This is a genomic window from Devosia sp. FKR38 (assembly GCF_005222805.1).
Classification (GTDB): domain Bacteria; phylum Pseudomonadota; class Alphaproteobacteria; order Rhizobiales; family Devosiaceae; genus Devosia.
Map to the genome: position 1 here is coordinate 2,188,526 of NZ_STGC01000005.1, position 24,555 is coordinate 2,213,080.

A 24,555-nucleotide genomic window follows, 5' to 3' on the forward strand; every position below is an offset into this window, starting at 1 on the left:
GGCCAGCCTTGCAGTCGCCATTGTTGCTCCCCATTTGCTTGAACGAAGCAAATGGGAGCCACCATGTTCAACATCGATCAGATCGTCAAAGCCCTCCAGACCGACAAGAACGCCCAGCGCACGGCCATGACTGGCGCTGCAGGCCTCGCTGCCGGCATGCTGCTCAGTGGCGGCGGCCTGGGCAAGCTGGCCGGCAATGCCGTCAAGATCGGCGCCGTGGCCGCTGTGGGGGGCCTCGCCTACAACGCCTGGCAGAACTACCAGAAGACCCAGTCCGGCGCCCCTGCCCCCGCCCCGCAGGACGCCTTCATCCCCGCCGCCAGCGACGAGCAGGCGCAGGAGCAATTGGGCAAGACCCTGGTCCGCGCCATGATCGCCGCTGCCAAGGCCGATGGCCGCATCGATGCTGACGAAAAAGACGCCATCTTTGCCCGCCTCGAGACCATGACCCTCTCGCCCGAGGAAAAGGCCTGGGTGTTTGACGAGCTCTCGAGCCCGCTCGATATCAACGCCGTCGTCGCCCGCGCCAAGACGCCCGAAGTGGCCCTGGAGGTCTATGCGGCGTCCCTGGTCGCCATTACCGCCGACACCGCCTCCGAGCGCGCCTATCTCGACGCCCTGGCCAGCAAGCTCAGCCTCGCGCCGGGCCTCGTCGCCGAAGTGCACAAGGCCGCGGGCGCCCGCGCGCCCCAGCCTGTTGCCGGCTTCGACTACACCGGTTCGGGCAGCAACGTCTGATCCTGACACAGCGCAAGAACGCGCAGTTACACCACTGTGCGTTCTTGATCCGCCCGTCCCCCAAGTCCATGTGTGACCCAACCAAGGGGTCACCATGGAACTCGGACTATACTCTTTCGCTGAAAACACACCCGATCCGCTGAACGGCGGTGCCCTGCAGAGCCCGGCTGAACGCCTGCGCGACCTGCTTGAGGAGATCGAGCTGGCCGACCAGCTGGGCCTGTCCTTCTACGGCCTGGGCGAACACCACCGGCCCGACTACACCGCCTCGGCGCCGGTCACCATCCTGGCGGCCGCTGCCGCGCGCACCAAGTCGATCCGTCTCTCCACCGCCGTCACCGTGCTGAGCTCGGAAGATCCGATCCGCGTCTACCAGCAGTTCGCCACGCTCGACAATCTCAGCAATGGCCGCGCCGAAATCATGGCGGGCCGGGGCTCCTTCATCGAGAGCTTCCCGCTCTTCGGGCTCGATCTCAACGACTACGATACCCTGTTCGAGGAAAAGCTCGAACTGCTGCTCAAGCTCCGCGAACCCGGCGCCGTGTCCTGGCCCGGAGGCCAGCACACCAAGCCCATCCCCGGCATTGCCATCTATCCCGTCCCGGTGCAGCAGCCCATCCCGCTCTGGATCGCGGTCGGTGGCACGCCCAATTCGGTGGCACGCGCCGCCTATTATGGCCTGCCGCTGATGATCGCCATCATCGGCGGCCAGCCGCGCCAGTTCGCGCCGCTGGTCGATTTCTATCGTGAAACCGCCACCAAGGTCGGCCGTGACCCCGCGGCGCTTCCGGTGGGCATCAGCTCGCATGGTTTCATCGCGGCCGACAGCCAGGATGCGCGCAACCTCGCCTACCCGGCCCATAGCGAAGCCATGAACCGCATCGGCAAGGAACGCGGCTGGCCGCCGACCACCCGGGCCCAGTTTGATGCCAGCACCACGCCCAACGGCGCCTATTTCATGGGTTCGCCGCAGGAGATCATCGACAAGATCCTCATGCAGCACGAGTGGTTCAAGCACGACCGCTTCGGCCTGCAGCTCAGCGTCGGCACCCTGCCGCACGACAAGGTCATGAAGGCCATCGAACTCTATGGCACCGTGGTCAAACCGGCCGTCGACAAGGCGCTCGACTAAATTGAACTATGACCTCTCCCCTTTCGGGGGGAGGTGATGCGGCCTGTAGCAAGCCTGGGCGATCGCTGCCCAGCAGAAGCCTTTTGGCCGCTAGCCGCGCCCGCGATAGGCCGGCACGCCTTGCTCGGGCACCCACACGCCTTCGGGCGCTGGCCCAGTCTGCCAGAACACATCGATCGGCAGCCCGCCACGCGGATACCAATAGCCGCCGATGCGCAGCCAGCGCGGTGCAATCGTGGCGATGATCTTCTTGGCAATGTCGATCGTGCAGCCCTCGTGGAACGCCCCGTGGTTGCGAAACGAGGTGAGATAGAGCTTGAGCGACTTGGACTCGACCAGGAACTGGTCAGGCACATAGTCGATCACCAGATGGGCAAAATCCGGCTGCCCCGTCACCGGGCACAGCGAGGTGAACTCTGGCGCCACATAGCGCGCCACATAGTTCACATCCGGATGCGGATTGGGCACGGGGTCGAGCACCGCGTCCTCCGGCCGGTCCGGCGTCGCCACCACCCGGCCCAGCTGCAGATCGGCGCTCATCTTACTTGCCGCTGCGCTTGATCGACTTGATCGCCAGCGGCGGCAGGCCCGACTTTTCAGAGATCAGGCGGTCCTGCTCCTCGATAGCGGCGCGGGCCGGCTCGTCGCCGTCGAGCCCACCCAGCAGGTTGGCATCCACCTTGCGGTTCGAGCGCTGGCTGCCGTCGACATAGAACACGTCGAACATCACAAATTCACTGCGGGCGGTTGGCTTCTTTGCCATGGTCTTTCTCCAAGTACGACAGGCGGCCATGCAGACCCTCGCGGTCCGCATGCGCCGGCATCTGCCAGATTGCGTGTGTCGGTCAGGCTAGTTGAAAATCCGCTCGCCCTGCTCGTCGATGATCTGCCGGCCCTTGGACAGGGCCAGCGCGATCAAATCGTCGCGCGAGGTCATGCGGTCTGCACGCACAAAGCGGTAAGTCTTGTGCTCGCCGCCAATCTCTTTCTCGATGGTCCCGGCCAGCTGCAATTCGCTGCCGGCCTTCATCTCGATGGCCTTGATCACAAAGCCCTTGTAGCTCTCTTCGCCGAGCACCTTGTCCCCGGCGGGCTCGGCACTGGCGGCTTTGCCGCCAAACAGGGTCTTCCAGAACGACATGGCATGCTCTCCTTTTCGTTCGGTCAGCGCCTGCGGCGGACCGGCAGCGGCAGCTTCAGTTCGCCGCGTTTTTCCATTTCCTCGCGCAGCCAGGCTGGCGAGATATCGAAGTGGTTCGGCCAGGTCGGCACCCCATTGGCCAGGCTCACCTGCCCGAAAAAGCCCCGATCCCGCAACGGCTCGGTACCCTCGCCCCGCTCACCGATCATCCCCGCCGCATCAAACGTCCCCGATGACTCATCGGAAAACGTCACCACCAGCTTGAACGGCACGATGGCACGGATGGACGTGACCTTGAGGCGGACGGAGTGGTTCAAAGAACCCATTCTCCGTTCGCCTTGATCTCGCGATACATGGCATCGGGCGCTATGTCGATCTCACCCGGCCAGGTAACGGCCCCAAGATCAAGATAGGCCTGAGCAAAGACAGCCGGATCTCGCAAGCTGGCAAACACGCCGGCCTCGGAATCGTTGATCATCGCCGCCATCCGGACCACGCCAACTGTGCCATCCGGAAAGCCAACGCGCACCGCATAGTCCGGCAGCACTTCCAGCCACGCTGTCCGCCAGGGCACCCGGGAGGTTACGGAAGGGGAGCGATCTTGTCCGGCATCTGCTTCAATCGACATAATTCCCAATCCCTTTCCAGTTCCTCCCGATGCAGCGCTGCCCATTCACACACGATGGTCAGCGCCCGTTTGGGTATGTAGCCTTCCAGAATTGTCAGGTCGCTCAGAGCGATTGTCGCTTCGTCGTCGCCATAGAGCGCATGGAAATGCGGCGGCGAATGATCGTTCCAGTACATTCGAATGGCGATGCCGTAGAACCAGGAGATCGTCGGCATCGCCAGCTGTCCTAGTTGTCCAGGAAGCTCCGCAGCTTGCGGCTCCGGCTGGGGTGTTTGAGCTTGCGCAGCGCCTTGGCCTCGATCTGGCGGATACGCTCGCGCGTCACCGAGAACTGCTGGCCCACTTCTTCCAGCGTATGGTCGGTGTTCATGCCGATGCCGAAGCGCATGCGCAGCACACGCTCTTCGCGCGGCGTCAGCGAGGCCAGCACGCGCGTGGTGGTCTCGCGCAGATTGCTCTGGATGGCCGCATCGATCGGCTGGGTGGCGTTCACGTCCTGGATGAAATCGCCCAGGTTGGAATCTTCCTCGTCGCCGATCGGCGTCTCCAGGCTGATCGGTTCCTTGGCGATCTTGAGAACCTTGCGCACCTTGTCGAGCGGCATCTGCAGCTTTTCAGACAGCTCTTCGGGCGTCGGCTCGCGGCCGATTTCGTGCAGCATCTGGCGGCTGGTGCGCACGATCTTGTTGATCGTCTCGATCATATGCACCGGAATACGAATGGTGCGCGCCTGGTCGGCGATCGAGCGGGTGATCGCCTGGCGGATCCACCAGGTCGCATAGGTCGAGAACTTGTAGCCGCGGCGATATTCGAACTTGTCCACGGCCTTCATCAGGCCGATGTTGCCTTCCTGGATCAGGTCGAGGAACTGCAGGCCGCGGTTGGTGTATTTCTTGGCGATCGAGATCACCAGACGAAGGTTGGCTTCCACCATTTCCTTCTTGGCGATGGCGGCTTCGCGTTCGCCCTTCTGCACCTTGTGCACGATGCGACGATATTCGCCGATGTTCAGGCCGGCTTCAGTGGCAAGCGTGGCCACATCGCTGCGGATTTCGCGGATGGTGTCGGCTTCGCGCTTGGCGAATTCGCTCCAGCCCTTGCCCTCAAAGCTGGCCAGGGCCGCTTCCCAGGCCGGATTCACTTCCTGGCCGTAATAGCTCTCGAGGAATTTCTCGCGCTTGACGCCATAGCTCTCGGCCAGGCGCAGCAGGCGGCCTTCCAGCTTCACCAGGCGCTTGTTGATGTCATAGAGCTGCTCGACCAGGTTCTCGATACGGCCGTTGTTGAGCGACAGCGACTTGACGTCGGCGATCACTTCGGCACGGAAGGCATCGATAGTCTTGCGGTCGGCATCGCTGACGTCGGCGCCCAGATCCTGAGCGTGACGATCCTGGATTTCGCGCATCTTGCCATAGGCATTGGCGATGCGGTCAAACGTCTCCACCACCTGCGGCTTGAGCTCGGCTTCCATGGCCGACAGCGACAGGGCGTTTTCGAATTCGTCGTCGTCATCATCGGGCGCCGGATCCTGCGGCGCCTGCGGCTCGTCGGGCACATAGTCGTCTTCGCTGTCCGAGCTGGCGCGACGGGCAGCCGGGGCCGGCTTGGCGGCCGCTTCCGGCTTGGGCGCAGCATTCAGGCTCGACATATCCGGTGCCGGCGCCGCCTGCTTGGCGTCAGGGCCGGCATAGGTGGCCTCGAGGTCAATGATGTCGCGCAGCAGGATTTCGCCTTCGGCGAGCTGGTCGCGCCAGATGATAATGGCCTGGAAGGTCAGCGGGCTTTCGCACAAGCCCTCGATCATCGTCTCGCGGCCTGCCTCGATGCGCTTGGCGATGGCGATTTCGCCCTCGCGGCTGAGCAGTTCCACCGAGCCCATTTCGCGCAGATACATGCGCACCGGGTCGTCCGTCCGGTCCGAACCGGACTTGGCGTTCGAGGTCGTGGAAACGGCCGTGCCGGTGGCGGTGGCGACCTCCTGGCCCTGGTCTTCCTCTTCCTTTTCGACTTCGGTCTCTTCGACCTCGTCTTCGTCCACCACATTGATGCCCATGTCCGAGAACATGGACATGAAGTCTTCGATCTGTTCCGAGCTCACCTCTTCGGACGGCATAACCGCATTGAGCTCTTCATAGGTGACGTAGCCGCGCTTCTTGGCGACTTTGATGAGCTTTTTGACGGCGGCATCGGAAAGGTCGAGCAACGGGCTGTCGTTCGTCGCCTCGGGGGCGCCGGCTTCTGGCTTCTCGGTTTCCTTGGTGGTCTTGGTAGCTGCCTTGGTGGCCATCTGGTACTCCGTCGGAACCCGTGTGCGTCCGGGTCCGGGTAAGGCTTTAAGTGGTGACACCTCAAAGCAAGGTAAAGGTTTGGTCACTCAAGCGTTAACGTCGCATGAGAGCCCCGGCCCGCCTCGGAAAACTTTGCACATGGTCATATGCAAAATCGCGCGTACTCGCTGGCTTTCAGGGAAATCCCTAAAAACTGCGTGTCGCGCGCCCCGATAACGAACCAAATCCTTCGATCAATGCCTCTGTGCCATCGACAGTGGTAATCTGGTTCTTGATGTCTCGCAGCCTTTCAAAGGTTTCTTCGCTCGGGTCTTCGCCCAGCGCCGCTTCGGCTGCCTTGAGTTCCCTATTTAGCTGAACTTTTTTGTTATGCAAGGCCAAGGCATGACTCAATCCGGTCTCGGCGTCCGTCAGGGCGATCTCTGAGGCGATCTGCCAGACCCCCTGGCGGTTGAGCAGATCGGCCATGCGGTCGAGCGCCGGGCCATGTCCACGCACGCCCAGCGCCGCCTTCATGTCGTCGGCACTGATGTCATGGTGGCGCACCGCCAGCCCCAGAATTTCGCCCATCACCTTCTGGGCAGCCGGCGTTTCGAAGTCGAGTGCCGCCAGCAGTTCGAACTTGTCCTCGACCAGCGCCGGATGGTTGACGAGGCTGAGGATTATCGCCGCCTCGCGCGGCGTGGCATCGGCCATCGACCCCGGCTTGAGCAGCCGCGAATTGCGCAGCGTGTCCGACACCACCAGCTTTGGCGTGCCGCCGCGCGGATAGCCATAGGCCCCGCTCTGGCCATAGCGCTGCTGGCCGCCGCGCGGCTCGAAACGGTTCTGCCGCATCGGCGCCAGGAACGCCCGCAGCTTCTCGTCAAAGGCTTGCGCATAGTGGAAGCGCACCGAGGAGTCCTGGATCGAATTGGCCCGCTCGCGCAAGCGCGCCTGTAGCGCCGCCCGTGCTTCGGGCGTCTCGGGCACCAGCCCGCCGGTCTCCATGCTCCAGATCATGTCCGACAGGCTCCGTGCCCGGTCCAGCACATCGGCAAAGGCCGCCTTGCCCTGCGCCTTGATCAGATCGTCCGGGTCCAGCCCCTCGGGCAGCGTGGCGATGCGCACGGTAAAGCCGGGTTTGAGATGCGGCATAACGATATCGGCCGAGCGCTCGGCAGCCTTGAGGCCCGCCTTGTCGCCGTCAAAGCACAGGATCGGGTCCGGGCTCATCCGCCACAGCAATTGCAGATGCTCTTCGGTCAGCGCCGTGCCCAGCGGCGCCACCGTGCCTTCAAAGCCGGCAGCCACGGCCGCGATCACGTCGAGATAGCCCTCGACCACCACCACCGTGCTGCCGTCGCGCGCTGCCTTTTGTGCGCCCTGGCCGTTGTAGAGCGTCTGCCGCTTGTGAAAGAGCTCGGTCTCGGGCGAGTTGAGATACTTCGCCGGCACGTCCGCAGACAACGCCCGCCCTCCAAAGGCAATCACCCGCCCGCGGAAGTCGGTGATCGGAAACATCACCCGGTTGCGGAAGCGGTCATAGGGCAGCGGATCGTTCTCGCGCGTGGCGACGAGGCCAGTGTCGATCATGTCCTGCGCCGAGACGCCGTTCTGTGCCAGGTGCTCCTTGAGCCCATTGCGGCTGTCGGGGGCGAAGCCGATGCGGAACCGCGTCTGGCTCTGCGCCGACACGCCACGCTCAAGCAGATAGCCGCGCGCCCGCGCGCCGATATTGTGGCTCAGCGCCGCCTCGAAATAGCGCGTCGCCAGCTCCATGACATCGGTGAGGGACTTGCGCTCGGCCTCGCGCTTTTCCTGCACCGCGTCGCGCGCCGGCATCGGCACGCCCGCCATGCCCGCGAGCTTTTCCACGGCCTCGGGAAAGCTCATCCCGGCCTTTTCGGTCAGGAAGCGAAAGTGATCGCCCGACACGCCGCAGCCAAAGCAGTGATAGATGCCGCGCCGGTCATCAGCATGAAAGCTCGGGCTTTTCTCGCCATGGAACGGGCAGCAGGCCCACATGTCGCCCTTGCCCGGCTGGCTCTTGCGCTTGTCCCACAGCACATGTTCGCCCACCACCTGCGTGATAGGCAGGCGCTGACGGATTTCGTCCAGAAATTGATCGGAAAAGCGCATGAGGTGTTAAGTAAGCATTCGCAGGGTCTAAGTCACGACCCATCATCTTTTCCACAGCCCGGACGACCGAAAATGGCACAGAGCAATGCCTTCCGCTTCCGCAGCCTGGTCCTGCTGGCCACTCTGCCGGCCCTGCTGGTCGGCGGTGCGCTCTGGGCGCTTTCTGCCGTGGTGCCGGCCTGCGTGGTCGACGAACACGCCCGCCTCACCAGCCCCGATGCCCGCTATGACCTGCTGGTGTTTTCGCGCGCCTGCGGCGGCGATACGTCGCCCAATACTCAAGCTGCGCTCATCCCCAGCGGCGACAGCCTGCCCGATGACGCAGCCAGCTTCCTCGTCATCGCCCAGGCCGTCGGTCTGGACGCGAGCTGGACCGATGCCAGCGCCATAGCCATCACCATTGCGCCTGGTGCGGACATTCGCCGCCAGGATGCCGAGGTGGCGGGCGTTGCCGTTACCTATCGCTGATCAGGCCTTGCCGGCCCGACCAGTGATTTCGCGCAGGAACGCCACTTCGTCGGCGCGATAGGGGCGGCCATCGTCATGGAACACATCGTGGAACCAGGGGTCCGGCAGGGCATCCACATAGGGCTTGCTCCAGCTGTCCCACGGGTAGAGCGTTTGCGAACGCCCCGCCACCAGGCCCCAGCAATAAGTGCCGATGCGTTCGCGTTTGGCGATCGGCAGAATGCCCTCGAACGTGCTGCCCGGCGTGCGCGCCATATATTCGGTCAGCAGCAGCGGCCGGTCACGCGGCATATCGGCCAACTTCGCCAGGAACCGCTCCGGCGTCTGGTAATCGTGAAAACTGATGACGTCGGAATTCTCGATCTGGATGCGTGCATGCGGGTCGTCATAGAGTGTCGCGCCGGCCCAGACCCCGGCGGTCAGCGGCTGGCTTGGCGCCACCGCTCGTGCCCAGGCAAAGGCCTGTGGCAGCAGCGCCGACACCAGCGCCACCTTGTTGTCGAGCTCCTTGAACCGGCCGCCATTGAGATTGCTTGGCTCATTCCAGATGTCCCAGGCCAGCACGCGCTCGTCCTGGCCAAAGGCGCCGACCACGCCCTGCACATACTCGCGTAACCGCTCATACTGGCTCGGGTCGGCCAGCGCCCGGCCCGGCCCCTGCACCCATTGCGAATTGTGCACGCCCGGCCGCGGCTCAGGCTGCGGCCCGAGCGCCACATCGGGGTTCCACACCGAGTCGAACAGCACCAGCATGGTGCGGATGCCCCTGCTGGCCGCGATGTCCAAATACTGCTCAATCCGCAGCCGGAAGCCGACCGGATCGGCCGCCCATAGCAGGTCGTGCAGAAACACCCGCATGGTGTTCATTCCAACAGCAGCCGCCCAGTCGAGCTCCCGCGCGATCACATCGGGCCGGAAGCTCTCTGGCTGCCACATCTCGAGCTGGTTGGAGGCGGTGGAGGGCACGAAATTGGCACCCACCAGCCAGGGCAGCTTGTCATACCAGGCATTGGCGCGCGCTGCGCTCCAGCGGCCGGGAGCCGAAATCGCGGTCATCGTGTGCTGCCCCTTGCCCGCTCAGGCCTGCTTGCTGCGCTGGTATAGCCGCCAGGCCCACCCGAACAGGCCGAACGAGAACAGGATCAGCAGCACGCCACCGAAGATCACGCCAATCGAGGCGCTCAGCAGCGGGAAGAACAGGAACACCAGGCCCAGCAGCACATAGGACAGGCCCGACAGCACCACCGGCCAGATACGCGCATAGAGCTCGCGTTCGCGGGTGATCACCACGATCTGCATCACCCCGACCACCAGCGCCGCGATGCCGACCATGGTCGAGAGCACCGTGACGGTCAGTACGGTGGCAATCAGGGGTTGCAGCAGGAACAAGATGCCCAGCAGCAGCGACAGCGCATTGGCCGCCACGTCAAACCAGAAATTGCCGCTCTTGCCGCCGCCAAAGGTCAAGCTCCACAGCCCCAGTGCGCCGTCAACGGCCAGCAGTATGCCACCGGCCAGCACCATGACCAGCAGCGCCTGGTCGGGCCAGATCACCGCATACAGCCCTGCCAGCAGCATGAAGGCTCCGCGCAGCGCCGTCGCCAGTGCAAAGCGCCGTTTTGTTTGAACAGAAACTGACATCGACCGTTCTCCTTGGCGGCGCAGCGCCGCATGCGCACAGACTAGCCCAGACAGAAAAAATGCCAAGCCACCTTGGCTTTAGCTTTTCTGCAGCGCCGCGCGTTTTTGTTGATTGCAGTCGATCGCGCCCCATGGTTTGAGAACCTCTCAACGCGAGGCTCGCCGCTGGCGAAACATGTCATGACCCTGCCCCTGTTCGCCCTGTTCCTGGCCGCCTTTGCCTTCGGCACCGCCGAATTCGTCATTGCCGGCGTCCTGCCCGAAGTCGCCCAGGGCCTGGGTGTCACCGTTCCTGTTGCCGGCTATCTGGTCACCGCCTATGCGGTGGGCATCGCCATCGGCGGTCCGCTGCTCGCCGTCGCCACCAAGAAATACCCGCGCAAGACGGTCATACTGGTGCTGGCGGCCATCTACACGCTTGGCCAGGTGCTCTGCGCCACAGCCCCCAGTTTCGAGTTCCTGCTTGCAGCCCGCATCCTAGTCGCCGTCGTGCACGGCACCTATTTCGGTATCGCCGCCGTGGTGGCCGTGAGCCTGGTCCCCGTCGACCGCCGTGGCTTTGCCGTCGCCCTCATTCTTTCTGGCCTGACGGTGTCCAATATCCTGGGCGTGCCCGGCGGCACCGCCATCGGCAATGCCTTTGGCTGGCGCGCCACCTTCTGGGCCGTTGGCGCCCTGGGCCTTGTTGCCACCATCGCCATCGCGCTTTTTTTGCCCCGCTCGGCCGGCGCCGCCTCCACCACCGGCAGCTTTGTACGCGAGTTCAAGGCTCTTGCCCGCCAGCAGATCGTCACCTCCCTGCTGATCGTCGTGCTGGCCATGATCGGGCAATACAGCCTGTTCACCTACATCGCTCCGCTGCTGCGCGAGGTCACTGGGCTCGATGTCAATATCGTCCCCTGGGTGCTGCTGCTCTATGGCGTGGGCTCCACCATTGGCGTGTTCATCGGCGGGCGCCTGGCTGACTGGCGCCTGATGCCCTCGCTCATCGGCATTCTCAGCGCCCAGACCCTGGCCTTCGCCCTGATCTATCTGGTCAGCCCCTTCCCCATTGTCATGGCCGTCTCCATCTTTCTGTGGGGTGGCGTCAACTTCGCCTTTGGCTCGCCCGTGCAATCCCGCGTCTTGGCCTGGGCCGGCGATGCGCCCAACCTGGCCTCATCGCTCATTCCCACCGGCTTTAACATCGGCATCGCCATCGGCGCGCTTCTGGGCGCCAGCGTGCTTGAGCGGGGCTTCGGCTATGGAGCCCTGCCATTGATCGGCTGCGTTTCATTGGCCTTGGCGGTCGCTGTCGCCGTCGTCTCCTATATGCTCGAATTGCGCACACCTCGCCCACTGCCCAGCCCTGCGACATAGTTGATCGAAAAAAACGCCGCGCAGGAACGATTTGGTCATTATCTTGGGGCAATTGCTGCTGTCAGGGTTCCGGTGGCCCGAGCCGGCTGAGATCAGTGGCTCGCGCTGCCGGCTGGCCAATTGGGGACAGCAGCGCATGGCAGCGATCGACAATCCAACCCTTCTGGTAGCCATAGCCACTTCCAGCGCCGCGCTGATGGGCACGCTGATCATCGCCTGGCTCAATGCGCGACAGGACAGCTATCTGGTCAGCTGGGCCACCGGCATGGGTTTTGTTGTCCTGGCCCTGGGTGCCATGGCCCTGCGCGATGGCAGCTACAACAATGCCGTCATGGTTATGGCCTATTCGGCCCTGCTCACCGGCACGGCGCTGATTGTCTATGGCTCAGGCCAGTTCCGCGGTGCGCCGCCCCGGCGCAAGCTGATGGTCGGGCTCTGGCTCCTGGCGCTCGCCAGCGTGGCCATTCCCTATGGCCTGGGCTATTCCGGCCTGGGTGCCATCATGCTCAACCTGGGCTGTGCCGTGTTCATGCTCATGTCCGGCTACCACTTCTTCAGCGGCCGCAACGAATCGCCTGTGCTCATGGTCACCGGCGCACTCATTTTCCTGCTCACAGCCATCTCATTTTTCGCCTGCGCCGCTGTATTGGCCGCTTCGGGCCAGATGGTGCTCTACGCGCCGCCCACCAACTGGGCCGAGCAGTTCAACTCCATCATGGCCATCGCCGGCCTCAGCGGTCTGGGCGCCATCTCACTGACGTTGAGCCAGTCGCGCGCCACGCGCCGCCACCGCCGCGAGGCCCAGACTGATTCCCTGAGTGGCCTGCTCAACCGCCGCGCCATCTTTGACCACCTCGGCCCCGACAATCTGGCGCCGGGCACCGCCGTACTGATGTTTGATATCGATCACTTCAAGCAGATCAATGATCGCAACGGCCATGCAGCCGGCGACGCCGTCATCGCCCATTTCGGCACCCTGCTGACCAGCCTGGTCCGCCGGTCCGACATCGTCGCGCGACTGGGCGGAGAGGAATTTTGCGCCGTCCTGCCCGATGCCCCCATCGAGGTGGCACGCGCTATCGCCGAGCATATCCGCGGCCAGTTCGAGGCCCAGCCCGCCCGTTCCCTGGGCGAAACCATACCGGCCACGATCAGTATCGGTGTTGCCACCAGCGGCCCGGCCGAGACCTTCTCATCCGTGCTCAACCGCGCCGACGCCGCGCTCTACAAGGCCAAGCACGCCGGCCGCAACCAGGTGGTCTCCATGCCGCTCCGGCAGATCGCCTAGGCCCTGGCTCAGCCTGCCAGCGCCGCCCGCACCCGCGCGCTCGCCTTGCCGAAGTCGATCCGCCCCGGATAATCCGCCTTGAGCTGGGCGATGACCTTGCCCATGTCCTTGGCCCCTTCAGCGCCCGTGCTTGATATCGCGGCCTGGATGGCGGCATCCACCTCCGCCTCGCTCAGCCCCTTGGGCAGGAACTCGTTGAGAATGTCGATCTCTTCTTTTTCCACGGTGGCGAGGTCGGCGCGACCGGCCTGGGCATAGATGGCAAAGCTCTCTTCGCGCTGTTTCACCATCTTCTGCACGATGGCGAGGATTTCCTCGTTCGTCGCCGGCCCGCGATTCTCCTGGCGGATGGCGATGTCCTTGTCCTTGATCGCCGATGTAATGGCGCGCAGGGTGGCCGTGCGCCGCTGATCCCGGGCTTTCAGGGCCGTCTTGAGACCTTCGCTGAACTGTTCGCGCATGGGCTGGTTTCCTCTGGCTATGCAATTTTGTCGCCCCATATAGGCACAATCATCCCGTTCCGCCACTTGCGCAGCCGGGAACAGGCTTCTATGACGAGGCCTCAATCGACATTGTCGGAGCGCAGTGCGAAAAGGTGCAGGCCTTTTCGCTCGACCTGCGCGACCATCTGAAACCAATTCTGGAGGCCCACCGTGACCGGCTGGCAGCAATCCCCCGCGACCGCAGTTCTGATCCTGGCAGACGGTACGCGCCTGGAAGGCCGCGGAATCGGCGCCCTCGGCCACGCGGCCGGCGAAGTGTGCTTCAACACCGCCATGACCGGCTATCAGGAAGTGCTGACCGATCCGTCCTATGCCGGCCAGATCATCACTTTCACCTTCCCCCATATCGGCAATGTCGGCGCCAATGACGAAGACATCGAGACGGTCAACATGGCCGCGCTCTCGGGCGTCCGTGGCGTCGTGCTCAAGGCCGACATCACCAATCCGTCCAACTACCGCGCCGTCGAAAAGCTCGATGCCTGGCTCAAGAAGCGCAATATCATCGGCATCACCGGTATCGACACCCGCGCCCTGACTGCGCAGATCCGCGAGAACGGCATGCCCAATGGCGTCATCGCCCATGCCGAGGATGGTCATTTCGACCTGCCCTCGATCATGGCCGAGCTCAAGGCCTTCCCCGGCCTGGAAGGCCTTGACCTCGCCAAGGAAGTGACCACCGCCCAGACCTATCACTGGGACCAGACCGGGTGGGCCTGGAACGAGGGCTATGGCACGCTCACCGATCCGCAATTTCACATCGTGGCCATCGATTTTGGCGCCAAGCGCAATATCTTGCGCTGCCTGGCCGATCAGGGCGCCAAGGTGACCGTCGTGCCCGCCACCGCCACGGCGGCCGATGTGCTGTCGCACAACCCTGACGGTATCTTCCTCTCCAATGGCCCCGGCGACCCGGCCGCCACCGGCAAATATGCCGTGCCGACCATCCAGAAGCTGATGGAAACCGGCAAGCCGCTGTTCGGCATCTGCCTTGGCCACCAGCTGCTTGGCCTGGCGCTGGGCGCCACCACCTCCAAGATGCACCAGGGCCATCACGGCGCCAATCATCCGGTCAAGGATCTGACCACCGGCAAGGTCGAGATCACCTCGATGAACCATGGCTTTGCCGTGGACAAGGCCAGCCTGCCCGCCGGCGTCACCGAGACGCATATCTCGCTGTTCGATCAGTCAAATGCCGGCCTCAGCGTTGATGGCAAGCCGATCTTTTCGGTGCAATATCACCCCGAGGCCAGCCCCGGCCCGCGCGACAGCCACTATCTGTTCACGCGCTTCCTCAACCATGTCCGCGCCCAGAAGGGTCTCGAGCAGCGTCCCGAACAGGCCGCTCCCGCCGCCTGATCGTTCGGTCGCCCACAGGCGGCCCAGCCGCCTGTGCTTCAGGCTTGTGCAGGCAGCGGCGCTGCCTGCTGCTTACGGCGCCAGCGTGATCCTGTCGAACCGGCAGGTGCCGATCGCCGGAATGCCATAGCCCGCATTGAACCACTGCCGCGTCAATTCGGCACTCGCCGGTGCGAAATCGCGCGGCACCGGCACATTGGTCCGGGATGTTGCCCGCGTCACATCCCCACCGCCCGCGAGCCCAGCCGTGATCGCGGCTACGATGTCGGGCGAATCCAGCATCTGCGGCAGCCCCGCCCATTTGCTCGACGCCCCGGCATAGCAGGCCGCCTGCGCGCTGAGCCTCTGCTCGCGCTCACCTTGGGGCAGACTCGCAGTCTCTTCCGTCGCCGGGTCATAGAGCTTCTGCGCATTCTGCACATGATGGCCATAGGCCAGCCCGATCAGATAGGCCTCGGCCAGATGGCCCGTCTGCGGATGGGCCGCCACAAGCGCCGCATAGGCCGACATGTCGACATAGATCGTGCTGTCTTCCGGGCAATAGAATGTCCCGATATCCGACCCCGCCAGCCCGCAGCCCAGGCCATCGTGCGACGCCACCATGGTCAACCTGCTCGGCGGATAATAGGTCGCCCCATTGCGGAAGCCGCGCGCCCAGAAGCCGTCGGTCTCGCGCTCCAGCGCACCCACCAGGTCCGCTGGCTGCCCCTCGCCTGCCGCAAGGGCAGCCAGCGCTGTCAGCGGCGTGTAGGGCAGCGGCTTGGCCACCTGTCCGGTCAGCACGGTGATCGGGTTGATCCCGAACAGCATCACCACCACCAGCGACACCGCCAGCGCTCCAGAAAAGCCGAAACGCCGGATATGGACCATTACATTGTCAGGTATTCCGAGCACGGGCCCATCCCAAGTCTGCGGCCACGCGATAGGGCCCCGTCACTAGATACTGCCCGAAAAGGTGTCGCAGTCGCCCGGATTGCCCGACGTGTAGCCGCGCTCGAACCAGTCTTTGCGCTGCGCCGACGTGCCATGGTTGAACGTCTTGGGCACGGCAAAGCCCTGCATCTTCTTTTGCAGCGTGTCGTCGCCGATCTGGTTGGCGGCATTGAGGGCTTCCTCGATATCGCCATTGTCGAGCAGGTCTTCCTGTCCGGCGTAATTGGCCCACACGCCAGCATAGCAATCGGCCTGCAGCTCGACCCGCACCGAATAGGCATTGGCCTGTTCCTGGCTCATCGACTGGCGGCGGCGGTTGAACTCAGGCAGCACGCCGGTAATGTTCTGGATATGGTGGCCCACTTCATGGGCCAACACATAGGCCTGGGCGAAATCGCCCGGCGCACCGAACTGGTTGCGCAGCTGATCGTAGAAGCTGAGGTCGATATAGACCTTCTGGTCGCCCGGACAGTAGAACGGCCCCGTCGAGGAATCCGCTGCGCCGCAGGCCGTATCGGTCTGGCCGCTGAACAGCACCACCTTGGGTGCCGGATAGCGCTCATTCTGCTGGGCAAACACCTCGCCCCACAGATCCTCGGTCTCCTTGATCACCACGCCGACAAAGTCACGCAGCTCGGCCTGATCGCCGCTCGCCGGCGCACTGCTGGACGAGCTCACCGACGAGCCGCCGCTGCTGGAATTGCCGGACAGGATGTCGATGGGGTTCTGCCCGGTGACAAACCAGATAATGCCCAGCACCACCACGATGCCGATCAGCGTGCCCATGCCGCCGCGCGAACCGCGCCCGCCGCCGCTGGGAATGCGGAAATTGCCGCCACCCTGACCGAACGGGCTACCGCCGGACCGGCCGCTGAACCCTCCCTGGGAACGCCGGTCCTCGATGTTTGAACTCTGTTCGCGACCGCGCCACTTCATTGAGTCTGTACTCCGCTTTGTTCCACTCCTAGCAACTCGCTGGCGCGATGGAAATTGCTTCCTGCACCGCGGCACCGCGCCGGATCACGCCTGCCAGCCCGACGATATGGTCCGTTGCGCCTTTGCTGACAGGACGACTGTCATAATTTGACCAGCTGGTCAGAAAATCCTAGCCTGCGGTCGCCTGCTGTCACGCAGGCGTCACTTCGCGGCGGCAAGACAGTGCAGCATGACACTGTCGCTCCCGTCAGCGGTGTTATGAGCCGAAGCGGATTCGGCTGTCCGGGAGCGCCATGCCCCCCGACGTTTGATTGTCCTATTGAACGCATCCCGGAGATGATTGATGAACTTCCTGCCCAAGCTTTCCCGCCGCAGCTTCCTGGTCGGCTCGGCCAGTGTTGGCGCCATGGCCGCCATGCACCCCTTCGCCGCCATGGCCCAGGCCAATCAGGCCCATCTGCGCATCCTCGAGACCACCGATCTGCACGTGGCCGTATTTGCCTATGATTATTATGCCGATGCGCCCAACGACACCATGGGCCTGGCCCGCACGGCCTCGATCATTGATTCCATCCGCGCCGAGGCCGGCAATTCCATGCTGATCGACAATGGCGACATCATCCAGGGCAATCCCATGGGTGACTACATGGCCTATGAAAAGGGTCTGGATGGCAACATCCATCCCATCATCGCCGCCATGAACACCCTGGGCTACGAGGCCGCCACCCTGGGCAACCACGAGTTCAACTACGGCCTGGACTATCTCGACAAGGCCATCTCGGGCGCCACCTTCCCCTTCGTCTCGTCCAATCTGGTCAAGGGTGAACTGGCCGCCGATCCGCTGAGCGACACCACCTATATCAAGCCCTATATCATCGTCGAAAAGGAACTGGTCGACGGCCAGGGCGTCACCAAGACCATCAAGATCGGCCTGATCGGCTTCCTGCCGCCCCAGATCATGACCTGGGATGCCACCAACCTCGAAGGCAAGGTCAACACCCGCGACATCGTCGAAACCGCGACCGCCTATGTGCCCAAGATGAAGGCCGAGGGCGCCGAGCTCATCATCGCCCTGTCGCACTCCGGCATTGCCGCTGACCAGACCACCGGCGCCGAGAACGCTTCGCTGCAGCTGGCCGCCGTTGACGGTATCGACGTCGTGCTCACCGGCCACCAGCATCTGGTCTTCCCCGGCCCCGATTATGAGGGCGTTGAAGGCGCCGACATCACCGCCGGCACGCTCAATGGCAAGCCTGCTGTCATGGCCGGCTTCTGGGGCAGCCACATGGGCCTGATCGACCTGCTGCTCGAGCAGGATGCCAGCGGCAAGTGGACCATTGTCTCGCATACCTCCGAAGCCCGCCCGATCTTCGAGCGCGTCGAGCGCAAGGTGAACCCGTTGGTCGCTGACGAGGCCGGGATCATTGCCGCCGCCGAAGCAGAGCACAAGGAAACCCTCGACTATATCCGCCGCCCGGTCGGCGAAACCGCGGCACCGCTCTACTCCTACTTCGCCCTGGTGGCCGATGATCCGTCCGTGCAGATCGTCAGCCAGGCGCAGACCTGGTACATCGCCCAGATGATGAAGGGCACCGAGTTCGAAGCCCTGCCGATCCTCTCGGCCGCTGCCCCCTTCAAGGCCGGCGGTCGTGGTGGTCCGGACTATTACACCGACGTTCCCGTCGGCCCGGTCGCCATCAAGAATGTCGCCGATCTCTACCTCTATCCCAATACCATCCAGGCCGTGGTCATCACCGGCGCTGACGTCAAGAACTGGCTGGAGCGCTCGGCCGGTATCTTCAACCAGATCGAAAAGGGCGCGGTTGACGCCGAGCTGATCAACCCCGACTTCCCGTCCTATAATTACGACGTCATCGACGGCGTGACCTACAAGATCGATCTCACCCAGCCCTCGCGCTATTCGCCCGATGGCAAGGAAGAGACCAATCCCGATGCCAACCGCATCGTCGAGCTGATGTATGACGGCAAGCCCATCGACCCGGCCGCCAAGTTCGTCGTCGCCACCAACAACTACCGCGCCGGCGGCGGCGGCAATTTCCCGGGCATCAATTCCAGCGTCATCGTCTTCAAGGGGCCCGATACCAATCGCGACCTGATCGTGCGCTACATTGTTGAACAGGGCACGATCGACCCCAAGGCTGACAGCAATTGGTCCCTCGCCCCCATCGGCGACACCACCGTGCTGTTCGCCACCGGGCCCAAGGCCGCCGAGCATGTCGCCGATGTCACCGCCATCAAGATCGAAGCCACCGGCGACACCAATGCCGACGGCTTCGGCCTCTACCGCATCACGCTGTAACCACTACCAACACTGGTCTTGCGATGAGGGGGCCATTATGGCTCCCTCATTGTTTACGTGGGGGACCATCGCATGCGCCGTTTGTTACTCGCCATCGTCCTGACCCTGACCGCGCTGCCCGCTCGAGCGGAAGTTCCCCTCACCGGCTATTTCACCGCCAGCATGGCCTGCCCGGCCCTCCAGTCCATCCGGCGCGAGACCAATCCCGGCAACGTCATGACGCGTCCCGGCACGGCCTATGATCTTTTGGCGGGCAATGCCGACCGCGCCAGCCACTACTGGATCGTCATTCCCGGCGCCGAGCCGGACCGTCGCTGGGTCGCGGTCGACTGCGGCGAGCGGTCCACCGACGCCGAAGGTCGCCGCGCCGATCCCACGCCCACCGCGCCGCCCTCAACCTTCCGTGGCACGCAATATGTGCTTGCCATCAACTGGCAGCCCGCCTTTTGCGAGGCCAGTCCGAACAAGCCCGAATGCCGCAGCCAGCGTCCGGACAGTTTCGAGGCCACACATTTCACCCTGCATGGCCTCTGGCCGCAGCCGCGCTCCAACGCCTATTGCAATGTGCCGTCCGAGCAGCAGCGCGACAGCGAGACCGGCAATTGGCGCAACTTGCCCCCTTTGTCCCTCAGCAGGGCGGTAGAAGCGGACCTTTCGGTGGCCATGCCCGGCACTTTGTCGAACCTTGAGCGGCACGAATGGACCAAACACGGCACCTGTTTCGGCACCAGCGCGGATCACTATTTCAAGAGTTCCCTGGACATGCTGCTGGCGGTCAACACCTCAGCCGTGGCCGAACTATTTGCCGAAAACATCGGCCGCAAGATCACCCTGACCCAGGTCCGCGCAGCCTTTGACGCCAGCTTCGGCACCGGCGCCGGCCTGCGTGTCGCCATGGCCTGCGAGCCCGATGGCAATCGTCAGATCATCACCGAGCTGACCATCGGCCTCACCGGCACCATAATTGGCCCCGACGACTTCAACGCCTTGATCCTAAACGCCTCACCGGTCGATGGCGGCTGTACGTCCGGCATGGTCGACCCGGTCGGCCTGCGCTAGCGCTGCCCCTGGCCGTCCAGGCTCTCCCGCAGTTGATGCAGCCCCAGCCGCAGCGCATCGACCGCCTCGCGCTCGCCGGCCAACGCTGTCTTGACCGCCAGCGGCACAGCCAGCGCCTTCTCGCGCAGTCCCCGCCCGTCAGGGGTCAGGAACACCAGCACCTGCCGCTCATCCTCCTCGTCGCGCTGCCGCCGCACCAGACCCCGCGCTTCGAGCCGTTTGATCAGCGGCGTAATCGTGCCCGAATCAAGAAATAGCCTGTCTCCCAAGGATTTGACTGTCAGCCCATCGGCCTCCCACAGCACCAGAAACACCAGGTACTGCGGATAAGTCAGCCCCAGCGCATCCAGCCGCGGCTTGTAGAACCGCGTAAACGCATGCCCCGCCGCATAGACGGCGAAGCACAACATGGAATCCAGCTTCAGCGAGTCATCCTGTGCCGTCATGGTCTCCACCGCCTTCTCCTCACCACTGCCACTCTATGACACAATTTTTGCTTGCGCACAATTGAATTGCGCGCTATGTAATTTTCACCGCAACGTCTGACCAAGGACCAACACCATGATCAAATCGGCAGTCTATACCGCCCACGCCCACACCACCGGTGGCCGCACCGGCACCAGCAAGACCGACGATGGCCGCCTGGCGGTGACCCTGGATACCCCCAAGGCAATGGGCGGCAATGATGGTCCGGGCACCAATCCCGAGCAGCTGTTTGCCGCCGGCTACTCCGCCTGTTTCCTGGGCGCCATCAAGGCCGTCGCCCGCGGCGACAAGATCAAGGTTCCCGACGAAACCACCATCGACGCCAGCGTTTCCTTCGGTGAGAACGCCAATGAAGGTGCCATCGGCTTCAACATCGCCGTCGAGCTCAAGGTAACCCTGCCCGGCTTCGAGCACGACGCAGCCGTCGCCCTGGTGGAAAAGGCCCATAAGGTCTGCCCCTATTCCAACGCCACGCGCGGCAATGTCGACGTCAAGCTGACCGTCGCCTAAACCATTCATTAACCACGATGATACAGCCGCCTGCCAATCCAGCAGGCGGCTGTAACTATTTTGGCGTTACACCGAATGACAGGGCACAGCCGCCGCGAGACCCGTTATGGCCATCAGCTCCGACTATCCCCGTCCGATCAACGTCAACGGCTATGTCTGCCGCAACTGCGACGACGTCTCCAAGGCCAAGCGCTTCATCGACCCCGCCCTCTCGCCGCTTGAAGCCTCGGCCACCGATAGTAGCAAGACCACCAGCGCAGCCGTCAGCTTCGGCGGCAGCCTGGCCGACAGATCCACGGTCAGCCCATCGCAGCCGTCCCGGCAGATTGTTGATCGCCTGGCCTGACTCTCAGGAATTCTTAAGCCTGCCCATTCATGCCCCCGAAAGGCGCGGCGCCTAGACTTTCCGCGCCCTCGCGTCGGAGCATTACATGTCGGCCCCCGCCCTCACCATTTCCCACCTCTCCAAGAGCTTTGACCGCAAGGTGGTCGAGAATCTGGACCTGACCGTGCGCGCCGGCGAGTTCTATGCTCTGCTCGGCCCCAATGGCGCCGGCAAGACCACCATTCTGCGCATGGTCGCGGGCCTGCTGCAGCCCGACGCCGGCGACATCACCATCTTCGGCATCAATGCCCTGGCCGATCCCGTGGCCGCCAAGCGCCTGATCGCCTGGGTGTCCGACGAACCCATGGTCTATGATCGCCTGACACCGCTGGAATATCTCGAATTTGTCGCCGGCCTCTGGCAGGTCGATGCCACAACCGCCAGCGCCCGGGCGCATGAGCTCATCGACTGGCTGGGCCTGGCCCCGCATGCCAACCAGCTCTGCGGCGGCTTCTCCAAGGGCATGCTGCAGAAGGTCGCGCTGGCCGGAGCCCTGGTGCATGATCCCCGCCTGATCATCCTTGACGAGCCGCTGACCGGTCTCGACGCCGGCTCGGCCCGCCAGGTCAAGGATGTGCTGCTCGGCAAGGTGCGCGACGGCGTCACCGTCATCATGACCACCCATATTCTTGAAGTCGCCGAACGCATGGCCGAACGCATCGGCGTGATCGCCAATGGCCGCCTGATCGCTGAGGGTACGCTGGACGAGTTGCGCCACCGCCTCGGCCGCCAATCGAGCCTCGAAGACATCTTCCTTGATCTGGTTGCCCAGGGCGAGCCGGCAGCATGACGGCCCTGGACCACCCCCGTCCCACAGCCAGCCTGGTCTGGTTTGCCCGCCATGAGCTGCGCCTGGCCTGGCGCGAATGGCTGGCCATGATGACAGGCGGGCGCACCAGTCGACGCATTGCCATCGTGCTGTTCCTGCTCGTGGCCGCCGCCCTGATCCACCTGCTCGCCTATGGCCTTCTGGCCCCCTGGGTGCAGCGCGGCATCCGCCCGGACAAGGCCACCCTGGTCCTTCTCACCGGCAGCGGCCTGCTGTTCTGGACGGTGATGCTCTCGCAGGCGCTCGAATCAATCACCCGCGTCTACTACGCCCGCTCGGACCTAGACCTCATCCTCTCGTCCCCCGCCTCGTCGCGCCGGCTGTTTGCCGTACGCACGGCCGCAGTGGGCATAACCACCGTGCTGCTGGCCGGGTTGCTCGCCAGCCCCTTGCTCAACATGCTGACCATTCTCGACGGGCCTCGCTGGCTGGCGGGCTATGGCGTGGTTCTGGCCATGGGCTCGCTTGCCACCGCCCTTGCCCTGGGCGTCACCATGGCCCTGTTCCGCCTGGTTGGTCCAAGGCGGACGCGGCTGGTGGCGCAGATCGTTGCGGCCATTGTTGGCGCCGGCTTTGTCATTGGCATCCAGGCTGCCGCCATCATCTACTATGGCAATATGTCCCGCTTTGCCCTGCTGCAGTCGCCGGCCATCATCGCCGCAGCGCCCGATCCCTTCAGCCCACTCTGGCTGCCGGCCAAGGCGCTGATGGGCGATGCTGCCGCGCTTGCGCTGATACTGGCCACCGGCCTCGGCGCCCTGCTGCTGGCCATTGCCCTCTCCGCTTCCAGCTATGGCCGCCACGCCATATCCGCAGCTGGCCTGAGCCACATCAGCAGCCAGCGCCGCCCGGCGCGCCACAGCTTCCGCCCGGCCTCGCAGCGCCAGGTGCTGCGGGTAAAGGAATGGCGCCTGCTGCAGCGCGATCCCTGGCTGCTGTCGCAGACCCTGATGCAGATCCTCTATCTGCTGCCCCCGGCCCTGCTGCTCTGGCTGAACTTCGGCAACAGCGCCGGCGCCTATGTCGTGGTCGTCCCGGTGCTGGTGATGGCCGCAGGGCAATTGGCGGGCGGCCTGGCCTGGCTGGCTATTTCCGGCGAAGACGCCCATGATTTGGTGGTGACCGCGCCACTGACGCCGCGCACCGTGCTGCTGGCCAAGATCGAGGCGGTCCTCGCCGTCATTGTCGTCATCCTGGCGCCGTTGCTGATCGTCCTCGCCCTCGCCTCGCCCAGCATGGCCCTGGTGTCGGCCATCTGCGTCACCCTCTCGGCCGGCTCGGCCACAGCCATCCAGCTCTGGTTCCGCACAGTGGCGCGGCGCGCCATGTTCCGCCGCCGCCAGGTGGCTTCGCGCGCCGCAACGCTCAGCGAAGCTTTCGCCTCCATCATGTGGGCCGCGACTGGCGCGATCTGGGCGTCCGGCTCATGGCTTGCCCTGCCCCCTGCGGTCATGGCTATAATCGTTCTGGGTCTGGCGCGTCTGCTCAGCCCGCGCCGCAGCTGAGCTGCCGCGCCCTTTCTGCCGGAAACCTTCCATGTCCGACCTGACGTCTGCCTTGACTTTTCGCGATGCCACGCCCGCCGATATCGCCACCATCGTCCGCCTCAGCCATGCCGGCGACGCCCGTGGCAAGGACACCCCGCCCCTAGACCCGGCGAGCCTGGATGACCCGCGCTATCGGGCGGCCTTCGATGAGATAGCCGCTGATCGCAACCATCGGCTGGTCGTCGCCGAGCGGCAGGGCGAGGTGGTCGGCACCATCCAGCTCAGCTTTGTTCCTGGCATGCCGAACTTCGGCATGAAACGCGGCATGCTGGAGAACGTCCATATCCGCGCCGACCAGCGCGGCTCAGGTCTGGGCACGCAGATGGTCACCTGGGCGATCGAGCAGTGCCGTGAGGCGGGCTGCGGCGTGGTGCAGCTGACCTCCAACAAGGTGCGGCTCGATGCGCACCGCTTCTACGAGCGTCTGGGCTTTGCCAAGAGTCACGAAGGTTTCAAGCTCTATCTCTAGACCGGCGCCACAGAGGGCGCTGGTCCCCGACGGACCGCGGCGCTAGACTGGCCGATATTGTCGTCGCCCCCATTCCACGGGGCTGCACAGACCAAACGGCAGGGGACGCCCCATGGCAGACACTGGCACCAAGACCCGTAGCAAGACCGCGCTCAAGACCGCCCGGCCACCGCTGCACAAGGTTATTCTGGTCAATGACGATTTCACCCCGCGCGACTTCGTTGTGCGCGTGCTCAAGGCCGAGTTCCGCGTGCCCGAGTCGCAGGCCATGGGTATCATGCTGACCGCCCACACCAAGGGGTCTTGTGTCGTGGCCGTGTTCACCCGCGAGATCGCCGAGGAGAAGGCCGGGCGCGCCACCGATCTGGCGCGCAGCATGGGATTCCCGCTGCTCTTTACCACCGAGCCGGAGGAATAG

28 protein-coding genes are annotated in these 24,555 nt (G+C 64.1%); 14 read left to right on the forward strand and 14 right to left on the reverse strand.

Features of this window, described 5'->3' with window-relative positions; translation table 11 throughout:
* Window positions 1-63: 63 nt before the first annotated feature.
* Window positions 64-738, forward strand: coding sequence for a tellurite resistance TerB family protein (locus E8M79_RS15565; RefSeq protein WP_137152766.1), 675 nt, complete (start codon window positions 64-66; stop codon window positions 736-738).
* Between the two features lie 94 nt (window positions 739-832).
* A complete protein-coding gene (locus E8M79_RS15570) occupies window positions 833-1,870 on the forward strand; it encodes an LLM class flavin-dependent oxidoreductase (protein ID WP_137152767.1) in 1,038 nt (345 codons plus the stop codon).
* A gap of 90 nt (window positions 1,871-1,960) precedes the next feature.
* Here E8M79_RS15570 and queF read toward each other — a convergent pair whose 3' ends face one another.
* The 8 genes from queF to dnaG all read right to left on the reverse strand — a co-directional run bounded on the left by queF (window position 1,961) and on the right by dnaG (window position 8,048).
* Window positions 1,961-2,410 (reverse strand): preQ(1) synthase, encoded by a 450-nt coding sequence (gene queF / locus E8M79_RS15575; RefSeq protein ID WP_137152768.1) that lies wholly within the window; start codon window positions 2,408-2,410, stop codon window positions 1,961-1,963.
* Between the two features lies 1 nt (window position 2,411).
* Window positions 2,412-2,633, reverse strand: a complete 222-nt coding sequence (locus tag E8M79_RS15580; protein WP_137152769.1) for a hypothetical protein — start codon at window positions 2,631-2,633, stop codon at window positions 2,412-2,414.
* A gap of 87 nt (window positions 2,634-2,720) precedes the next feature.
* Window positions 2,721-3,011 (reverse strand): HlyU family transcriptional regulator, encoded by a 291-nt coding sequence (locus E8M79_RS15585; protein ID WP_137152770.1) that lies wholly within the window; start codon window positions 3,009-3,011, stop codon window positions 2,721-2,723.
* A 23-nt stretch (window positions 3,012-3,034) separates the two neighbouring features.
* Window positions 3,035-3,328 (reverse strand): DUF2442 domain-containing protein, encoded by a 294-nt coding sequence (locus E8M79_RS15590; RefSeq protein WP_171015889.1) that lies wholly within the window; start codon window positions 3,326-3,328, stop codon window positions 3,035-3,037.
* Window positions 3,325-3,639 carry a DUF2442 domain-containing protein gene (locus E8M79_RS15595; RefSeq protein WP_137152772.1) on the reverse strand — a complete coding sequence of 105 codons (315 nt, stop codon included), beginning with the start codon at window positions 3,637-3,639 and terminating at the stop codon, window positions 3,325-3,327. Before E8M79_RS15595 ends, E8M79_RS15590 begins: the two co-directional genes overlap by 4 nt.
* Window positions 3,594-3,854, reverse strand: coding sequence for a DUF4160 domain-containing protein (locus E8M79_RS15600; RefSeq protein ID WP_137152773.1), 261 nt, complete (start codon window positions 3,852-3,854; stop codon window positions 3,594-3,596). The genes E8M79_RS15595 and E8M79_RS15600 overlap by 46 nt, the downstream gene beginning before the upstream one ends.
* Window positions 3,855-3,865: 11 nt before the next feature.
* Window positions 3,866-5,926, reverse strand: a complete 2,061-nt coding sequence (gene rpoD, locus E8M79_RS15605) for an RNA polymerase sigma factor RpoD (RefSeq protein WP_137152774.1) — start codon at window positions 5,924-5,926, stop codon at window positions 3,866-3,868.
* Between the two features lie 187 nt (window positions 5,927-6,113).
* Window positions 6,114-8,048, reverse strand: coding sequence for a DNA primase (gene dnaG / locus E8M79_RS15610; RefSeq protein WP_137152775.1), 1,935 nt, complete (start codon window positions 8,046-8,048; stop codon window positions 6,114-6,116).
* A 72-nt stretch (window positions 8,049-8,120) separates the two neighbouring features.
* Here dnaG and E8M79_RS15615 point away from each other — a divergent pair, with 72 nt between their 5' ends.
* Complete coding sequence (locus E8M79_RS15615) at window positions 8,121-8,516, forward strand: hypothetical protein (RefSeq protein ID WP_137152776.1); 396 nt, start codon at window positions 8,121-8,123, stop codon at window positions 8,514-8,516.
* On the opposite strand, the gene E8M79_RS15620 is transcribed toward E8M79_RS15615, so the two are convergent.
* Window positions 8,517-9,572, reverse strand: a complete 1,056-nt coding sequence (locus tag E8M79_RS15620) for an endo-1,4-beta-xylanase (RefSeq protein ID WP_137152777.1) — start codon at window positions 9,570-9,572, stop codon at window positions 8,517-8,519. It lies immediately after the preceding gene.
* A gap of 21 nt (window positions 9,573-9,593) precedes the next feature.
* Window positions 9,594-10,157: a DUF308 domain-containing protein gene (locus E8M79_RS15625; RefSeq protein ID WP_137152778.1), complete on the reverse strand. Its 564-nt coding sequence runs from the start codon at window positions 10,155-10,157 to the stop codon at window positions 9,594-9,596.
* A 180-nt stretch (window positions 10,158-10,337) separates the two neighbouring features.
* Between E8M79_RS15625 and E8M79_RS15630 the strand changes: the two genes are divergently transcribed.
* Together E8M79_RS15630 and E8M79_RS15635 are read left to right on the forward strand one after the other, a co-directional pair.
* Entirely contained in the window at window positions 10,338-11,516 is a 1,179-nt protein-coding gene (locus E8M79_RS15630) for an MFS transporter (RefSeq protein ID WP_137152779.1), read from the forward strand.
* A 136-nt stretch (window positions 11,517-11,652) separates the two neighbouring features.
* Window positions 11,653-12,804 (forward strand): GGDEF domain-containing protein, encoded by a 1,152-nt coding sequence (locus tag E8M79_RS15635; RefSeq protein ID WP_137152780.1) that lies wholly within the window; start codon window positions 11,653-11,655, stop codon window positions 12,802-12,804.
* A gap of 8 nt (window positions 12,805-12,812) precedes the next feature.
* Here the strand turns inward: E8M79_RS15635 and E8M79_RS15640 are convergent, their stop codons facing one another.
* Window positions 12,813-13,265 carry a GatB/YqeY domain-containing protein gene (locus tag E8M79_RS15640; protein ID WP_137152781.1) on the reverse strand — a complete coding sequence of 151 codons (453 nt, stop codon included), beginning with the start codon at window positions 13,263-13,265 and terminating at the stop codon, window positions 12,813-12,815.
* 192 nt (window positions 13,266-13,457) lie between these two features.
* Here E8M79_RS15640 and carA point away from each other — a divergent pair, with 192 nt between their 5' ends.
* The gene (gene carA / locus E8M79_RS15645; protein WP_137152782.1) at window positions 13,458-14,663 is read left to right on the forward strand and encodes a glutamine-hydrolyzing carbamoyl-phosphate synthase small subunit; all 1,206 of its coding nucleotides are present in this window, start codon (window positions 13,458-13,460) and stop codon (window positions 14,661-14,663) included.
* 72 nt (window positions 14,664-14,735) lie between these two features.
* On the opposite strand, the gene E8M79_RS15650 is transcribed toward carA, so the two are convergent.
* Window positions 14,736-15,533, reverse strand: coding sequence for a neutral zinc metallopeptidase (locus E8M79_RS15650; RefSeq protein WP_137152783.1), 798 nt, complete (start codon window positions 15,531-15,533; stop codon window positions 14,736-14,738).
* A gap of 66 nt (window positions 15,534-15,599) precedes the next feature.
* The gene (locus E8M79_RS15655) at window positions 15,600-16,532 is read right to left on the reverse strand and encodes a neutral zinc metallopeptidase (RefSeq protein WP_137152784.1); all 933 of its coding nucleotides are present in this window, start codon (window positions 16,530-16,532) and stop codon (window positions 15,600-15,602) included.
* A gap of 343 nt (window positions 16,533-16,875) precedes the next feature.
* Here E8M79_RS15655 and E8M79_RS15660 point away from each other — a divergent pair, with 343 nt between their 5' ends.
* Together E8M79_RS15660 and E8M79_RS15665 are read left to right on the forward strand one after the other, a co-directional pair.
* Window positions 16,876-18,852, forward strand: a complete 1,977-nt coding sequence (locus E8M79_RS15660; RefSeq protein WP_137152785.1) for a bifunctional 2',3'-cyclic-nucleotide 2'-phosphodiesterase/3'-nucleotidase — start codon at window positions 16,876-16,878, stop codon at window positions 18,850-18,852.
* 72 nt (window positions 18,853-18,924) lie between these two features.
* Window positions 18,925-19,911, forward strand: coding sequence for a ribonuclease (locus E8M79_RS15665; protein WP_137152786.1), 987 nt, complete (start codon window positions 18,925-18,927; stop codon window positions 19,909-19,911).
* On the opposite strand, the gene E8M79_RS15670 is transcribed toward E8M79_RS15665, so the two are convergent.
* Window positions 19,908-20,357, reverse strand: a complete 450-nt coding sequence (locus E8M79_RS15670; protein WP_137153412.1) for a MarR family transcriptional regulator — start codon at window positions 20,355-20,357, stop codon at window positions 19,908-19,910. The genes E8M79_RS15665 and E8M79_RS15670 overlap by 4 nt on opposite strands.
* Window positions 20,358-20,472: 115 nt before the next feature.
* Between E8M79_RS15670 and E8M79_RS15675 the strand changes: the two genes are divergently transcribed.
* From E8M79_RS15675 to clpS, 6 genes are all read left to right on the forward strand, one after another.
* Window positions 20,473-20,907, forward strand: coding sequence for an organic hydroperoxide resistance protein (locus tag E8M79_RS15675; protein WP_137152787.1), 435 nt, complete (start codon window positions 20,473-20,475; stop codon window positions 20,905-20,907).
* A gap of 106 nt (window positions 20,908-21,013) precedes the next feature.
* The gene (locus tag E8M79_RS15680; protein WP_137152788.1) at window positions 21,014-21,253 is read left to right on the forward strand and encodes a hypothetical protein; all 240 of its coding nucleotides are present in this window, start codon (window positions 21,014-21,016) and stop codon (window positions 21,251-21,253) included.
* An 85-nt stretch (window positions 21,254-21,338) separates the two neighbouring features.
* Window positions 21,339-22,082, forward strand: coding sequence for an ABC transporter ATP-binding protein (locus E8M79_RS15685; RefSeq protein ID WP_137152789.1), 744 nt, complete (start codon window positions 21,339-21,341; stop codon window positions 22,080-22,082).
* Window positions 22,079-23,626, forward strand: a complete 1,548-nt coding sequence (locus tag E8M79_RS15690) for a permease (protein ID WP_137152790.1) — start codon at window positions 22,079-22,081, stop codon at window positions 23,624-23,626. The genes E8M79_RS15685 and E8M79_RS15690 overlap by 4 nt, the downstream gene beginning before the upstream one ends.
* Window positions 23,627-23,657: 31 nt before the next feature.
* Entirely contained in the window at window positions 23,658-24,137 is a 480-nt protein-coding gene (locus E8M79_RS15695; protein ID WP_137152791.1) for a GNAT family N-acetyltransferase, read from the forward strand.
* A 112-nt stretch (window positions 24,138-24,249) separates the two neighbouring features.
* Window positions 24,250-24,555, forward strand: a complete 306-nt coding sequence (clpS, locus tag E8M79_RS15700; protein ID WP_137152792.1) for an ATP-dependent Clp protease adapter ClpS — start codon at window positions 24,250-24,252, stop codon at window positions 24,553-24,555.

Bases quoted from the DNA above. Each gene is read 5' to 3' on its own strand.
- E8M79_RS15565 (WP_137152766.1), top strand. From the start codon at position 64: ATGTTCAACATCGATCAGATCGTCAAAGCCCTCCAGACCGACAAGAAC.
- E8M79_RS15570 (WP_137152767.1), top strand. From the start codon at position 833: ATGGAACTCGGACTATACTCTTTCGCTGAAAACACACCCGATCCGCTG.
- queF (WP_137152768.1), bottom strand. From the start codon at position 2,410: ATGAGCGCCGATCTGCAGCTGGGCCGGGTGGTGGCGACGCCGGACCGG.
- E8M79_RS15580 (WP_137152769.1), bottom strand. From the start codon at position 2,633: ATGGCAAAGAAGCCAACCGCCCGCAGTGAATTTGTGATGTTCGACGTG.
- E8M79_RS15585 (WP_137152770.1), bottom strand. From the start codon at position 3,011: ATGTCGTTCTGGAAGACCCTGTTTGGCGGCAAAGCCGCCAGTGCCGAG.
- E8M79_RS15595 (WP_137152772.1), bottom strand. From the start codon at position 3,639: ATGTCGATTGAAGCAGATGCCGGACAAGATCGCTCCCCTTCCGTAACC.
- E8M79_RS15600 (WP_137152773.1), bottom strand. From the start codon at position 3,854: ATGCCGACGATCTCCTGGTTCTACGGCATCGCCATTCGAATGTACTGG.
- rpoD (WP_137152774.1), bottom strand. From the start codon at position 5,926: ATGGCCACCAAGGCAGCTACCAAGACCACCAAGGAAACCGAGAAGCCA.
- dnaG (WP_137152775.1), bottom strand. From the start codon at position 8,048: ATGCGCTTTTCCGATCAATTTCTGGACGAAATCCGTCAGCGCCTGCCT.
- E8M79_RS15615 (WP_137152776.1), top strand. From the start codon at position 8,121: ATGGCACAGAGCAATGCCTTCCGCTTCCGCAGCCTGGTCCTGCTGGCC.
- E8M79_RS15620 (WP_137152777.1), bottom strand. From the start codon at position 9,572: ATGACCGCGATTTCGGCTCCCGGCCGCTGGAGCGCAGCGCGCGCCAAT.
- E8M79_RS15625 (WP_137152778.1), bottom strand. From the start codon at position 10,157: ATGTCAGTTTCTGTTCAAACAAAACGGCGCTTTGCACTGGCGACGGCG.
- E8M79_RS15630 (WP_137152779.1), top strand. From the start codon at position 10,338: ATGACCCTGCCCCTGTTCGCCCTGTTCCTGGCCGCCTTTGCCTTCGGC.
- E8M79_RS15635 (WP_137152780.1), top strand. From the start codon at position 11,653: ATGGCAGCGATCGACAATCCAACCCTTCTGGTAGCCATAGCCACTTCC.
- E8M79_RS15640 (WP_137152781.1), bottom strand. From the start codon at position 13,265: ATGCGCGAACAGTTCAGCGAAGGTCTCAAGACGGCCCTGAAAGCCCGG.
- E8M79_RS15650 (WP_137152783.1), bottom strand. From the start codon at position 15,533: ATGGTCCATATCCGGCGTTTCGGCTTTTCTGGAGCGCTGGCGGTGTCG.
- E8M79_RS15655 (WP_137152784.1), bottom strand. From the start codon at position 16,532: ATGAAGTGGCGCGGTCGCGAACAGAGTTCAAACATCGAGGACCGGCGT.
- E8M79_RS15660 (WP_137152785.1), top strand. From the start codon at position 16,876: ATGAACTTCCTGCCCAAGCTTTCCCGCCGCAGCTTCCTGGTCGGCTCG.
- E8M79_RS15665 (WP_137152786.1), top strand. From the start codon at position 18,925: ATGCGCCGTTTGTTACTCGCCATCGTCCTGACCCTGACCGCGCTGCCC.
- E8M79_RS15670 (WP_137153412.1), bottom strand. From the start codon at position 20,357: ATGACGGCACAGGATGACTCGCTGAAGCTGGATTCCATGTTGTGCTTC.
- E8M79_RS15675 (WP_137152787.1), top strand. From the start codon at position 20,473: ATGATCAAATCGGCAGTCTATACCGCCCACGCCCACACCACCGGTGGC.
- E8M79_RS15680 (WP_137152788.1), top strand. From the start codon at position 21,014: ATGGCCATCAGCTCCGACTATCCCCGTCCGATCAACGTCAACGGCTAT.
- E8M79_RS15685 (WP_137152789.1), top strand. From the start codon at position 21,339: ATGTCGGCCCCCGCCCTCACCATTTCCCACCTCTCCAAGAGCTTTGAC.
- E8M79_RS15690 (WP_137152790.1), top strand. From the start codon at position 22,079: ATGACGGCCCTGGACCACCCCCGTCCCACAGCCAGCCTGGTCTGGTTT.
- E8M79_RS15695 (WP_137152791.1), top strand. From the start codon at position 23,658: ATGTCCGACCTGACGTCTGCCTTGACTTTTCGCGATGCCACGCCCGCC.
- clpS (WP_137152792.1), top strand. From the start codon at position 24,250: ATGGCAGACACTGGCACCAAGACCCGTAGCAAGACCGCGCTCAAGACC.